Origin of the sequence: Rhizobium sp. Rhizsp42 (assembly GCF_047304155.1) — a bacterium.
Classification (GTDB): domain Bacteria; phylum Pseudomonadota; class Alphaproteobacteria; order Rhizobiales; family Rhizobiaceae; genus Rhizobium.
Genome location: NZ_JBGLYS010000011.1, coordinates 98,828 through 111,440, shown reverse-complemented (window position 1 = coordinate 111,440; position 12,613 = coordinate 98,828). Strand labels below are relative to the sequence as shown.

General features: G+C 61.8%; 12 protein-coding genes. 11 read left to right on the top strand and 1 reads right to left on the bottom strand.

The features are described 5' to 3' along the window. The first annotated feature begins 3 nt into the window (after window positions 1–3). The 7 genes from ACCD05_RS13165 to folD all read left to right on the top strand — a co-directional run bounded on the left by ACCD05_RS13165 (window position 4) and on the right by folD (window position 5,911). A complete protein-coding gene (locus tag ACCD05_RS13165; protein WP_047507454.1) occupies window positions 4–417 on the top strand; it encodes a hypothetical protein in 414 nt (137 codons plus the stop codon). A gap of 32 nt (window positions 418–449) precedes the next feature. Then, window positions 450–1,016 (top strand): rod-binding protein, encoded by a 567-nt coding sequence (locus ACCD05_RS13160; protein WP_047507456.1) that lies wholly within the window; start codon window positions 450–452, stop codon window positions 1,014–1,016. 17 nt (window positions 1,017–1,033) lie between these two features. Beyond that, window positions 1,034–1,399, top strand: a complete 366-nt coding sequence (locus ACCD05_RS13155; RefSeq protein ID WP_018898457.1) for a hypothetical protein — start codon at window positions 1,034–1,036, stop codon at window positions 1,397–1,399. Next, the gene (locus ACCD05_RS13150; RefSeq protein WP_413393214.1) at window positions 1,399–1,932 is read left to right on the top strand and encodes a hypothetical protein; all 534 of its coding nucleotides are present in this window, start codon (window positions 1,399–1,401) and stop codon (window positions 1,930–1,932) included. The genes ACCD05_RS13155 and ACCD05_RS13150 overlap by 1 nt, the downstream gene beginning before the upstream one ends. A gap of 249 nt (window positions 1,933–2,181) precedes the next feature. Next, entirely contained in the window at window positions 2,182–2,994 is an 813-nt protein-coding gene (locus tag ACCD05_RS13145; RefSeq protein WP_413393212.1) for a WecB/TagA/CpsF family glycosyltransferase, read from the top strand. A gap of 95 nt (window positions 2,995–3,089) precedes the next feature. Continuing rightward, window positions 3,090–4,889, top strand: coding sequence for a succinoglycan biosynthesis protein (locus ACCD05_RS13140; protein ID WP_413393210.1), 1,800 nt, complete (start codon window positions 3,090–3,092; stop codon window positions 4,887–4,889). 122 nt (window positions 4,890–5,011) lie between these two features. Beyond that, window positions 5,012–5,911, top strand: coding sequence for a bifunctional methylenetetrahydrofolate dehydrogenase/methenyltetrahydrofolate cyclohydrolase FolD (folD, locus tag ACCD05_RS13135; RefSeq protein WP_413393208.1), 900 nt, complete (start codon window positions 5,012–5,014; stop codon window positions 5,909–5,911). Window positions 5,912–5,922: 11 nt separating this feature from the next. Here folD and ACCD05_RS13130 read toward each other — a convergent pair whose 3' ends face one another. Next, entirely contained in the window at window positions 5,923–6,945 is a 1,023-nt protein-coding gene (locus ACCD05_RS13130) for a LacI family DNA-binding transcriptional regulator (RefSeq protein WP_413393206.1), read from the bottom strand. A 272-nt stretch (window positions 6,946–7,217) separates the two neighbouring features. On the opposite strand from ACCD05_RS13130, the gene ACCD05_RS13125 reads away from it, so the two are divergent. From ACCD05_RS13125 to ACCD05_RS13110, 4 genes are all read left to right on the top strand, one after another. Next, the gene (locus tag ACCD05_RS13125) at window positions 7,218–8,579 is read left to right on the top strand and encodes an ABC transporter substrate-binding protein (protein WP_413393204.1); all 1,362 of its coding nucleotides are present in this window, start codon (window positions 7,218–7,220) and stop codon (window positions 8,577–8,579) included. Window positions 8,580–8,736: 157 nt separating this feature from the next. Further along, a complete protein-coding gene (locus ACCD05_RS13120) occupies window positions 8,737–9,750 on the top strand; it encodes a carbohydrate ABC transporter permease (protein WP_413393202.1) in 1,014 nt (337 codons plus the stop codon). A 1-nt stretch (window position 9,751) separates the two neighbouring features. After that, window positions 9,752–10,915 (top strand): ABC transporter permease subunit, encoded by a 1,164-nt coding sequence (locus ACCD05_RS13115; protein WP_413393200.1) that lies wholly within the window; start codon window positions 9,752–9,754, stop codon window positions 10,913–10,915. A gap of 34 nt (window positions 10,916–10,949) precedes the next feature. Next, window positions 10,950–12,602, top strand: a complete 1,653-nt coding sequence (locus ACCD05_RS13110; protein ID WP_112942751.1) for an alpha-glucosidase — start codon at window positions 10,950–10,952, stop codon at window positions 12,600–12,602. Window positions 12,603–12,613 lie beyond the last annotated feature (11 nt).

The window sequence follows — 12,613 nt, the reverse complement described above, 5'->3', positions numbered from 1 at the left end:
CGGATGGCTGAAAAGACGCGCTCGGACAAGCTCAAACGTCTCGTCGCCGTCCAGCGGCATCTCGAACAGATGGCGGAGTTCGATCTCGCCGAAACGACGCGCCAGCGCGCCGAAGTCAGCGAAGAGATGGACAGCGTGATCCATGCGCTCGGCTCGATGGATCCGGTGCATCACGCCTTCTCGCAGGGCTATGCTGATCGTTTCAACCGGCTTGGCATCAAGGACAAGCAGCTGAACGGCATGCAGGAAGTTCACCAGATGCGCGTTCAGCAGGAGCGCGCCAAGGGCGACCGGCTGGAAGACGGCATGCGCGAAGCGCTCGAAGACGAGCGCCGCGAGGCCGATGACAACGCGGTCTATGATATCATCGATCAAAAATACGGTACGCCAGCCTCCAGCAAGCTTCAAAACTCATAATCCCCTCGATCTGAAATCAAGAGGATTATGACGTGGCGATTTCACCCCCGAGTGATCTGGTGCTGGATGTTGTCAAGGCGGCCGACCCCATGGAGGTTCAGGCCGCTCAGGAAAAACTGAAGGCAAACCAGGCTGCATTCGCGGCCAATAGCCTTGCCGAAGCAGGCAAGGGCTTCACCTCGGCGGTGGACATTCTCGACCGCGCCTCCAACAAGGCGGGCCTCAGCGACGTCCAGAATCGCACCGGCAAGACGGAAGAAGTTCCCGAGACCTATCGCAAGTTCGAAGCGATGGTGCTGCAGAACTTCATCAAGAACATGCTGCCCAACGAGAGCGAAGACGTCTACGGCAAGGGCGCCACGGGCGACATCTGGAAGGGCATGATGGCCGAACAGCTCGGCAACACCATCGCCAAGGGCGATGGTATCGGCGTTGCCAAGCAGCTCTATCACGATGCCTTGAAAAAACAGGAGGGTAGGGTCGTCAACGCCTCTACCGACCAGGATGACCGCAATGCCGCGGTCAGCATGATCAATGAAATTCAGCGCCAGACATTTGGCGTGACATCGACGGACAACAAGTCCGCAAACGACGCCTAAGGGAATCGAGGAGAACAATGGAAATAATCTCGAACGAATACCGTATCAAATCGGTTCTTGGACGCCTGGAAATGATCATCGACAACGAGAACACGCGTATCGGCAGCGATCCGCAGTTCGATCTCAAGGTATCGAATGCCCACAAGAGCCGCTGCCTTTATGAGCTTTCGATGCTCTTCAGCGATACGGATCCCAAGGAACTCGCTGCCTCGCATCTCGAGCAGCTGCATGGCCTGAAGGAAAAGCTGGCGCTCAACGCTCGTCGCGTCGAGGCGCACCTCGAAGCCGTGCGCACGGTCGCCGATCTCCTGAAGAACGCGGTTCAGGATGCGGATGCCGACGGCACTTACTCCCAGGAACAGTTCCTGGCGCGTGAACACTGATGATTAAACTCGTTCTTACAGGCGTCTGGGTCTGCGTGATCACGCTGGCGGCGGTCTATATGTCGGTGCATCTGGCAACGGCGCCGGCGCCGGCGCCCGATCAGTCGAAGCAGAGCCTTGTCGAGCTTGTTAAGGGCGAGTCCATCACCATCCCTGTTGTCCACGATGGCGCCGTCAGCGGTTACTTCCTCGGCAAGATATCGTTCATGGTCAACAAGGAGATGCTCAAGGGCGCGACCCTGCCGCTCACCGAGATGACCACCGACGAACTCTTCTCGCTGCTCGTCGGCAATAAGATGGTCGATATATCGAACATGAAGGCATTCGATCCGATTGCCTTCCGCGACATGATCAAGAAAGATCTCAACACGCATCTGGGCGGCGAATATATCGACCAGGTGCTGCTGGAGCAGCTTGATTATCTCTCCAAGGAAGAGGTCGCCGCCAACGCCTCCGGCCAGCCGAAGAAAACCGGCAAGCCTGTCAACGTCGTGCCGCCAGAGCCCGTCAAGGACCCGGCCGCCGGCGGTTGACGCTCGCTTATCGTCGCGGTGGCCTCATCACCGCGACCAGCCATCCGCGATGGTTAACAAATCCCTGATATCGCTCAGCAAAGTCGACAGGTTTTCCTAAAGGTTGTTTGAGGGAGCCCTGTTATACCGTCCCGTGATGGGCCGACATGCGCGCCGTATTCCAGATTTGGAAGCCGGCGCCTGATCCCAGGCAGACCTCAGTGTTACCGGGATCTCCGAGCCATGAAGCATTATCGTCAGGAAGCGGGAATGAATCTGATCGCGAATTTCGCGGTCCTCGCCTCTCGTCGCGCCATTTTCGATCTGCCTGTCTGCGATCTCGGCTGGGATGACGCGCTCGTCTTCATCAACGAGCTCCTGTCCATGCCCGTCGGCCAGACATCGATCTCCTTCGTCAACGCGCACAACATGCTCCTGGCGCTGCGCGATGAAGAGTATCGCGACATCCTCTCGCAGAACCTCGTGCTGCCCGATGGCATTGGCCTCAATATCGCCTCGCAGATCGCCCACGGGTCGCCTTTCCCGGCAAATCTGAACGGCACCGATTTCGTGCCCGCGCTGCTGACCTTCATGGAGCAGCCGCGCCGCATCGGCCTGATCGGCGGAACCCGTGCCGTGGTCGAGCGCGCAGCGTCCAATTTCCGACGGCATGCGCCCTGGCATGAGTTCGTCGTCATCTCAGACGGTTTCTTCGACAAGAACGATCCGTCCGCCGTCGTCGCCGAGATCGCGGCGCAGAATCTCGACATCATCATCGTCGGCATGGGCACGCCACTGCAGGAAAAATGGGCGCACAAGCACATTCGCGCCGATCACGCGCGTCTGGTGCTGACTGTCGGCGCTCTCTTCGATTTCGTCTCCGGCTCGGTGCCGCGCGCGCCGAAGCTGGTGCGCTCGATGCGCCTGGAATGGGCCTACAGGCTCGTGCAGGAGCCCGGCCGTCTCTGGCGCCGCTATGCGCTGGGCATCCCGGTCTTTCTCTACCACGTCGCCAAATACCGTTTCAGCCGCCGCAAGGTGATCATGAAGCGCTCGGAAATCGGCGATACACGTCGAGATTGAGCGAAAATTAACCTTTTGTTTGCCAAGCCTGTTTAGGCTCGATTAACCACACGCGACTGCGATGGGTTCGATCGTTCCATGCACGAGACTTGGTGATGCGCGAAAATCATTCGAGACGTCCCACCCATTCATGGCCATCCCAGCCGAAGGATGAACCCGGCTCGAACGGCTTTGCCACTGGCCACTATCAGGACGCTCTGGCCGTGCCGGAAGCCGAGCTCCTGCGGGTCATCGAACGGGCTCTCCAGGCGCAACGATTGCCGGAACCTCAGGAACCCGCGCCGCAAGACACCGCCGCGCCCCTCGTCAGCCGCATCGAAACCATCCTCGGCAAGAGGCTCGAGGCCGCCAACGATGCCGCCACGGCGCCAAATCTGCCCATCGATGATGCCGCCCCCAGCACCGCCGCCGTCTTGGACGATGCAGCCATGGACGACCTGATCGACAATCTGGCCGCACAGGAATTTCACGTCGAATCGACATCCCATACGGCCGTCGAGCATCCAGCGCCGGCATCCCCGCGCAGCGGCCGCTCGCTGATCGCAGCCGGCGCACTCTGCGCATTGGGCGCGCTTGGCGGAACGCTGATCCCGAGTGAGCCATCCGGCTTTCGGGCGCAAGGCCTGCTCGGCGTCGAAGGTCTCGCCAAGGACCATCAGGCGCTGGTCAAAGCCACATACGATGCGCTGATCTCACAGAAGACCATCGCCATGGCCGTCGCCAAATTGCAGCTCGACCGCGACGCCGAGTTTGCCGGCGCCAGCGGCAGCGCGTTCAATGTCGTGGTCGATCTCCTCTCCGCAAGCGGTGCCGCCGCCGATCCGGTCTCGCGCGCCGAAGCCTCTCTCGCCGCCGCCATTCGCGCATCCGCCGATCCGAAATCGGGAACCATCGGCTTCAGCGTCACGACAGCAAGTGCGGCGAAATCCGCGCGCATCGCATCCTATCTCGTCTCGACCGTCGCGCATCCGGTGTCGGCCGCAAGCATCAACGACGGCGCTGTTAAAAAGGCAAGCGCGGTCGCCGACGCCGAGCTCGAGGCATTCACCAAGCAGAACGGCGAAGGCAATGTCGAGGTCGCAACCAGACTGCAGCAGCAGCTTGTGCAGGCCAACGAGACCCTGAAGGACGCACAGCAGAAGGTCGTGGCGGCGAAGACGCGCGCCGACCTGCTGAAGACCGCGACAGCAGACGACGCGCTGACAGGTACGCTCGCCTCGGACATCACATCGCCGGCGCTGGACGACCGCCGCGGCCGCTATGCCGTTGCCAAATCGACGCTCGCACAGCTAGCCGCCAGCCTCGGCCCCCGCCATCCACGCCTGATCGCCCAGCAGGCCGAAGTCGATGGCCTGCGCGCCAGCATTGGCCAGGAACTCGGCAGGCTGTCACGTGATGCCGCCGACGAAGTCAAATCAACGGTCGCCGCCGTTAGGCAGCTTGGCGACCAGCGCAACACGCTGATCGCGCAAAGCCGCGACACCGGCGTCGATCTCGCCAAGCTGACGGAACTGCGCGAGAAATCCGCGGTCGCGCGCCAGCGTCTCGAAGATGAGCTCAGCACTGGCGCGATCGGCACAGATGGCGCCCATGTCCAGGTTATCAAGGCACCCGTGGTCACCGCCATCGAACCGGGCCGCAGCCCGTGGCTCGCCCCGGCACTCGGCGCGCTTGCCGGTCTGGCCTTCGGCCTTGCCGGTTTCCGCAGACGCGTGGATGCGGGCAATGCCGTCGCGCATGTCGAGCTCGTCGCCGAGATCGAGCCGTCGGTCGACATCCCGCTCGCATCCGTGCCGGAGCCCGTGATCGAGGACGCCACCGACGAGGTCGAAATCCTGCGCGCCGAGATCGCCGCCATGCGCGATCGCCTTCGCTCCTATGCGGCGACGGCCTGATTGTCGCTCAACTGCGACATGATTGTTCTTGCATTTCTCGTTTCAGGCAGGATAGGGCGTGGACGGGCAAATTGTGTCTGATGCCGCCGACTAGAATGGCGGGTAATGGCAGGGAGACGGTCTTGGCGACAGTAATCGACGGGAAACAGGTTGCAGCTTCGGTCATCGACACGGTGAAGGCGGCGACCGCGGCATTGGACAAGCAGAGCGGCGTTCAGGCCGGTCTCGCGGTCATCATCGTCGGCGACGATCCGGCAAGCCACGCCTATGTTGGCTCCAAGAGCAAGATGGCCAAGGAATGCGGCTTCAAGTCCGTGCAGCACACGCTCCCCGTCGAGACGACGCAGGAAGAACTCGCCGCGCTTGTCGCCTCGCTCAACGCCGATGACACGATCCACGGCATCCTCGTGCAGCTGCCGCTGCCCAGGCACCTGAATTCCGACCCGATCATCCAGTCGATCCTGCCCGAGAAGGACGTCGATGGCCTTCATGTCGTCAACGCCGGCAAGCTGGCGGTCGGCGATCTCGAGACCGGCCTCGTCTCCTGTACGCCAGCGGGCGCCATGGTCTTCGTGCGCCGCACCCACGGCGAAGATCTCTCCGGCCTAAATGCCGTCGTCGTCGGCCGTTCCAATCTGTTCGGCAAGCCGATGGCGCAGCTTCTGCTCAACGCCAACGCCACGGTCACCATCGCGCATTCGAGAACCAAGGGTCTCCCTGAAGTTTGCCGCAACGCCGATATTCTGGTTGCCGCTGTCGGCCGTCCCGAGATGGTCAAGGCCGATTGGGTCAAGCGCGGCGCAACGGTTATCGACGTCGGCATCAACCGTATCGCAGCGCCCGAAAAGGGCGAGGGCAAGACGCGCCTCGTCGGCGATGTCGCATTCGCCGAAGCCGCCGAAGTCGCGGATGTCATCACCCCGGTCCCCGGTGGCGTCGGTCCGATGACCATCGCCATGCTGATGGCCAACACGGTGATTGCCGCGCACCGCGCCGCCGGCCAGACGCCGCCGAAGTTCTGATCCGGATAGACCTAGCGCGGCGCGGCACCCGTCGACGCCCGCACGATCAGCTCCGTCTTCCATAGTTCCTGTTCGGGGAAGGGGCCGTCCTGCTTGACGGTCCCGATCAGCCGCTCGGCGATCCGGACACCCGCCGCGCGCAGCGATGAGCGCGTCGTCGTCAGCGGCACGGAGAAATTCTCCGGCTTCAGATGCGGCAGCACGTCGTCATGGGCGATCAGCGAAATATCCTCGCCAAGCTTCAGCCCCGCTTGCGTCACCGCGCGGATGGCGCCAAGCGCCAGCACCGTGCTGGAACAGAGAATGGCCGTCGGCGGCTCCGGTAGCTGCAAAAAGCGCTCCATGGCGAACTGCCCGTGTTCGTCGGTCATCGACATGTGGCTGGTGCAGTTCGCCGGCAGCTCCAGCCCGCGCTCGCCGAGCGCCGAAACGACGCCCTTCTTGCGGCGGATCGCGAAATCCAGGTGCTCCGGCCCGTTCAGCAGGCAGAAGCGCGTGTGCCCGAGCTGCAGCAGCAGCCGGGTCGCATCGTAGAAGGCGCCCTCGTTGTCGATGTCGAGATAGGGATAGTCAGGCTCAATCCCATACGAGCGGCCATGCACGAGAAACGGCATGGAGAGCGACTTCAGGAGCGGCAGCCGGGGATCGTGCCCGCGCATATAGGCGACGAACAGCGCATCGACATTTCCGCTGATCGCCAGCCGCCTCAGCGCCCCCACCTCGTCGTCGGGATCGGCCGGCATGATCACGAAATGAAAGTCGTGCCTTACCGCTTCCTCGCCAAGTCCGGTCAGGAATTCGCCGAAATGCACGTCGGAATAATGCCCGGGCGCGGTGGGCATGACGAGGCCGATCGAACCCGCCTTGCCGGTCGCCAGCCGTTGGGCCGCCTTGTTGGGACGATAGCCGGTTTCCTGCACGGCGCGCAGCACCCGCTCGCGTGTCGCCTCGTTGACCTCAGGATAGCCGTTCAGCGCACGGCTCACCGTCGTCTGGGAAAGCCCCAGCATTTCCGATAGCTGTTTCAGATTCACGTGTTAAACTTCCTCCAACGCCTTGGAGGTCATGTCTCCCAAATGGCATCCAAAGCGCTTTTAGCAATGTAGCAGCTGCGCGGCTTGACTCAAGAAAAATCGCTCCATATTGCCCCATAGGCGTTGCTGCATTGCGATATCCAAAGGCCCCAAGCCGGGTTTTGCGAATTGCCTTGACTCTTTTATGCCGAAAGTGAAATGAGTTCGTTGTCAAAGCGCTTTGGAATTTCGGTTGCAGGGCGTGATTGGGATTGTGATGGGAGGTTGATCACATGAAAAAGTCATTTTTGATGGGCGTTGCCGTGGCAGCGCTTCTGGCCGGTGGCGCGTCCGCGGCCGATTTGAAATTCGCGCCGGGTGAGGACGCCAAGTTCAACTGGAAGAGCTACGATGACTTCAAGGCGGCCAATGCCGACCTCAAGGGTCAGGAACTGACGATCTTCGGTCCGTGGCGCGGCGAAGACGAAACGCTGTTCCGCAGCATTCTCGCCTACTTCACCGAGGCGACCGGCATCGACGCCAAGTATTCGTCCTCGGAAAACTACGAGCAGCAGATCGTTATCGACACACAGGCCGGCTCGCCGCCGAACATCGCGATCCTGCCGCAGCCGGGCCTTCTCGCCGATCTCGCCAGCAAGGGCTTCCTGGCGCCGCTTGGCGATGAGAATTCCAAGTGGATCAAGGACAATTACGGCGCCGGCGACAGCTGGGTCGGCTACGGCACCTACAAGGGCAAGGACGGCAAGGACGCCTTCTTCGCTTTCCCCTACAAGGCCGACGTGAAGTCGCTGGTCTGGTACGTGCCTGAAAACTTCAAGGAAGCGGGCTACAAGGTCCCGACCACGATGGAAGAGCTGCAGGCTCTGTCCGAGCAGATCGTCAAGGACGGCGGCGTCCCGTGGTGCATCGGTCTCGGTTCCGGCGGCGCCACCGGCTGGCCGGCGACCGACTGGATCGAAGACCTGATGCTGCGCATGCAGCCGCCGGAAGCCTACGACAAGTGGACCACCAACGAACTGAAGTTCGATGATCCCGCAGTCGTCTCCGTCATCGACGAGTTCGGCAAGTTCGCTAAGAACGAGGCTTATGTCGATGGTGGCGTCAAGGCTGTGGCCTCGACCGACTTCCGCGACAGCCCGAAGGGCCTCTTCGCCGTGCCGCCGAAGTGCTACATGCACCATCAGGCGTCCTTCATCCCGTCCTTCTTCCCTGAAGGAACGAAGATGGGCCAGGATGCGGACTTCTTCTACATGCCGACCTTCGCCTCGCATCCCGAACTCGGCAAGCCGGTTCTGGGCGCCGGCACGCTGGTCACCATCGCCAAGGACTCCAAGCCCGCTCGCGCCTTCGTGGAATTCCTGAAGACGCCGATCGCACATGAAGTCTGGATGGCGCAGTCTAGCTTCCTGACCCCTTACAAGGGCGTCAACACGGCCGCTTACGCCAACGAGCAGATGAAGCGCGAAGGCGAAATCCTGACGACGGCAACGACGTTCCGCTTCGACGGTTCCGACCTGATGCCCGGCAAGATCGGCGCCGGCGCCTTCTGGACCGGCATGGTCGATTTCGTCGGCGGCAAGTCCGCTCAGGATACCGCCAAGGAAATCCAGAGCGCCTGGGACGGCATCAAGTAACATCGCCTGATCTCCATGCCGCCTGATCGGGCGGCATGGATTTAATGCCTGGCCGGACGCCGTCAAAAGCGCCGGCCATCGCCGCCTCTTGCGCCCGCTGCAAGCGGCCATCAGGCGGCGTGATTTCAAAAAGACGTAGACATCAGGGGAGGGATGAATGCTATCGCAGCTGGTTTCCGCTTTGGGGGTCGTGGTCGTCGCCGTATTCGCATGCGCGGCCTATTTCTATTTCTCGAACAAGCTCCTTGATATGGCGCTTCCGGTGAAGGACGGCGACATTCGCGCCGCCTCGCAGAACCTCAACCGCCGCTCCGTCATAAGGCCGTGGCTGTTCCTGTTCCCGGCGCTCTTCCTGCTGGTCGTCTATCTCGTCTATCCCGTGGTCGCGACGGTCATCCTGTCCTTCTACGATCGCTCCGGAGCCGAGTTCGTCGGCCTCAGCAATTACCAGTGGGCCCTGGGTGACCGCGAATTCCGCCAGTCGATCTTCAACAACATCCTCTGGCTCGCCGTCGTTCCCGCCGCCTGCACCTTTTTCGGCCTTGTCATCGCCGTCATGACCGACCGCATCTGGTGGGGCAATATCGCGAAAAGCATCGTCTTCATGCCGATGGCGATCTCCTTCGTCGGCGCCTCCGTCATCTGGAAGTTCATCTACGAATATCGCGGCGGCAACGCCACGCAGATCGGCTTGCTCAATGCCATCGTTCAGCTCTTCGGCGGCACGCCGCAGGTGTGGATTTCGGTGCCCTTCTGGAACAGCTTCTTCCTGATGATCATCCTCATCTGGATTCAGACCGGCTTTGCCATGGTTATCCTCTCGGCGGCGCTCCGCGGCATTCCGGAAGAGACCATCGAGGCCGCCGTCATCGATGGCGCCAATGGCTGGCAGATCTTCTGGCGCATCATGGTGCCGCAGGTCTGGGGCACGATCGCCGTCGTCTGGACCACCATCACCATCCTCGTGCTGAAGGTCTTCGATATCGTGCTCACCATGACCAACGGTCAGTGGGACACGATGGTTCTCGCCAATCTCATGTTCAACTGGATGTTCCGGGGCGGCGGCGACAGCGGCCGGAGTGCCGTCATCGCGCTGATCATCATGCTGGCCGTCACGCCGATCATGGTGTGGAACGTCCGCCGCGCCAATCGCGAACTGGGAGGCAAGTGAGATGACCCTGACCCGCGATTTCTTCAAGATTGGCCCGGCCCGCCTGTTCGTCCACGCTGCCGTCCTTCTGATCGTCATCATCTGGCTGATCCCGACGCTCGGCATCTTCGTCAGCGCGCTGCGCGACAAGGACCAGATCGTCGTCTCCGGCTGGTGGACGGCTTTTTCCGGCTCGTCGCGCACCGTGGCCGCCCGCCTCGGCCAGGTCGATCAGCAGAAGCAGGATGGCCCCGCCTATGTGATCTCCGGCAACGTGCTGGATGGCCAGGAGGGGCGCTCGATCAATGCCTTCGGCACCCGCGTCGCGCAGCCCTCGGCCTACAAGGCCGGCGAGACTGCCGATCTCGGCGATGGTCTCTCGCTCACCGTCAATGAAGACGGCACCTACCGCTACGCCAAGAACGCCGCCTTCGGCCCGGATGACGGCGGCCGCCGCGTCTATGTCTCCGTCGCCACGCCGCCGGAATTCACCCTGCAGAACTATCGCACGGTGCTGACGGGCGAGGGGATCGGCCAGTCCTTCATCAACTCGCTGACGGTCACGATCCCGGCCACGATCATCCCGATCCTGATCGCCGCCTTCGCAGCCTATGCGCTGAGCTGGATGGAGTTCCCCGGTCGTGCGCTGCTGATCGCGCTGGTCGTCGGCCTCATCGTCGTGCCGTTGCAGATGTCGCTGATCCCGCTTCTGAGGCTCTACAATCAGGTCGGCATGCTGCTCGATACGCCGTCTAAGACCTATCCCGGCATCTGGCTGGCGCACACCGCTTTCGGCATGCCGCTCGCCATCTATCTCCTGCGATCCTATATCGCGGGTCTGCCCAAGGAGATCATCGAATCCGCCCGCGTCGATGGCGCCAGCGATTTCGAGATCTTCACCCGCATCGTTTTGCCCTTGTCCTTCCCGGCGCTCGCCTCCTTCTCGATCTTCCAGTTCCTCTGGGTCTGGAACGACCTGCTCGTCGCCATGGTCTTCCTCGGCACCGACAGGGACCACCTCGTGCTGACGGGTGCGCTGAACGCGCTGCTCGGCTCGCGCGGCGGCAACTGGGAAATCCTGACGGCCTCGGCCTTCATCACGATTATAGTACCGCTGCTCGTCTTCTTCGCATTGCAGCGCTATCTCGTGCGTGGTCTGCTCTCGGGTTCGGTCAAGGGCGGCTAGTCATTTCGCAAGGCAATATCCAACAGGACCACATATGAGCATGGCATCTCAATCCAACCTGACGGCGGACAAGGACTGGTGGCGCGGCGCGGTGATCTACCAGATCTATCCGCGCTCCTACCAGGACTCGAATGGCGACGGCATCGGCGATCTCAAGGGCATTACCGCGAGATTGCCGCATGTGGCCGCCCTTGGCGCCGACGCCATCTGGATCTCGCCCTTCTTCACCTCGCCGATGCGCGATTTCGGCTACGACGTTTCCGATTACGAGAATGTCGACTCGATCTTCGGCACGCTGGTTGATTTCGATTCCCTGATCGCCGAAGCCCACCGCCTGGGCATCCGCGTGATGATCGATCTCGTCATCTCGCATTCGTCGGATCAGCATCCCTGGTTCGTCGAGAGCCGGTCCAGCCGCACCAACGCCAAGGCCGACTGGTACGTGTGGAGCGACTCGAAGCCGGATGGCACCCCGCCCAACAACTGGCTGTCGATCTTCGGCGGCTCCGCCTGGGCGTGGGATCCGACCCGCATGCAATATTACATGCATAACTTCCTGACCTCGCAGCCGGATCTCAACCTTCATAATCCTGAGGTTCAGAACCGCCTGCTCGATGTCGTCCGATTCTGGCTGAAGCGCGGCGTCGACGGCTTCCGCCTCGACACCATCAACTTCTACTTCCACGACAAGGAATTGCGCGACAATCCGGCGCTGGCGCCGGAGCGGCGCAACGCTTCGACGGCGCCGGCGGTCAATCCCTACAATTTCCAGGAACACATCTACGACAAGAACCGCCCGGAGAACATCGCGTTCCTGAAGCGATTCCGCGCGGTGCTCGAGGAGTTCCAGGATATCGCCGCGGTCGGCGAAGTCGGCGATAGCCAGCGCGGTCTCGAGATCGTCGGCGAATACACGTCGGGCGATGACAAGATGCACATGTGCTACGCATTCGAGTTCCTGTCGCCGGATCCGCTCTCGCCCGAACGCATCGAAGACGTGATGAACGATTTCGCCGCCGCTGCTCCCGATGGCTGGGCCTGCTGGGCGCTCTCCAACCACGATGTCGTGCGCCATGTGACCCGCTGGGGCTCGCTTGTTGCCGACCGCGACGCCTTCGCCAAGCAGTATGCGGCGATGCTGATGACCATGCGTGGCTCCGTCTGCCTCTATCAGGGTGAGGAGCTCGGCCTGACGGAAGCCGATCTTGCCTACGAGGACCTGCAGGACCCCTACGGCATCCAGTTCTGGCCGGAGTTCAAGGGCCGCGATGGCTGCCGCACACCGATGGTCTGGGACAGCCAGGTCGCCCAGGGTGGCTTCTCGACCGTCAAGCCATGGCTGCCGGTCCCGGTCGAGCATATCCTGCGCGCCGTCAGCGTTCAGCAGGGCGACGAGACCTCGGTGCTCGAGCACTATCGCCGCTTCATCGCCTTCCGCAAGCAGCACCCGGCCTTCGCCAAGGGCGAGATCAAGTTCATGGAGCCGCAGGGCGACATGCTGGTATTCCAGCGCGAATACGGCAACGAAAAACTGCTCTGCGTTTTCAACATGAGCGCGACCGAAGCCTTGGTCGCTCTACCTGAAGGTAACTGGCAGGCGTTGACGGGCCATGGTTTCGTCAGCAATAACTATGGCGACAAGATCGATATACCCGCCTGGGGCGCGTATTTCGCTCGGCTCGCCTAGAGACTTCTGGA

What these genes read in the sequence shown, in the direction of transcription:
- ACCD05_RS13165 (WP_047507454.1), top strand. Translation starts at nt 4, where the DNA reads ATGGCTGAAAAGACGCGCTCGGACAAGCTCAAACGTCTCGTCGCCGTC.
- ACCD05_RS13150 (WP_413393214.1), top strand. Translation starts at nt 1,399, where the DNA reads ATGATTAAACTCGTTCTTACAGGCGTCTGGGTCTGCGTGATCACGCTG.
- ACCD05_RS13120 (WP_413393202.1), top strand. Translation starts at nt 8,737, where the DNA reads ATGCTATCGCAGCTGGTTTCCGCTTTGGGGGTCGTGGTCGTCGCCGTA.
- ACCD05_RS13155 (WP_018898457.1), top strand. Translation starts at nt 1,034, where the DNA reads ATGGAAATAATCTCGAACGAATACCGTATCAAATCGGTTCTTGGACGC.
- ACCD05_RS13125 (WP_413393204.1), top strand. Translation starts at nt 7,218, where the DNA reads ATGAAAAAGTCATTTTTGATGGGCGTTGCCGTGGCAGCGCTTCTGGCC.
- ACCD05_RS13115 (WP_413393200.1), top strand. Translation starts at nt 9,752, where the DNA reads ATGACCCTGACCCGCGATTTCTTCAAGATTGGCCCGGCCCGCCTGTTC.
- ACCD05_RS13145 (WP_413393212.1), top strand. Translation starts at nt 2,182, where the DNA reads ATGAATCTGATCGCGAATTTCGCGGTCCTCGCCTCTCGTCGCGCCATT.
- ACCD05_RS13110 (WP_112942751.1), top strand. Translation starts at nt 10,950, where the DNA reads ATGAGCATGGCATCTCAATCCAACCTGACGGCGGACAAGGACTGGTGG.
- ACCD05_RS13140 (WP_413393210.1), top strand. Translation starts at nt 3,090, where the DNA reads ATGCGCGAAAATCATTCGAGACGTCCCACCCATTCATGGCCATCCCAG.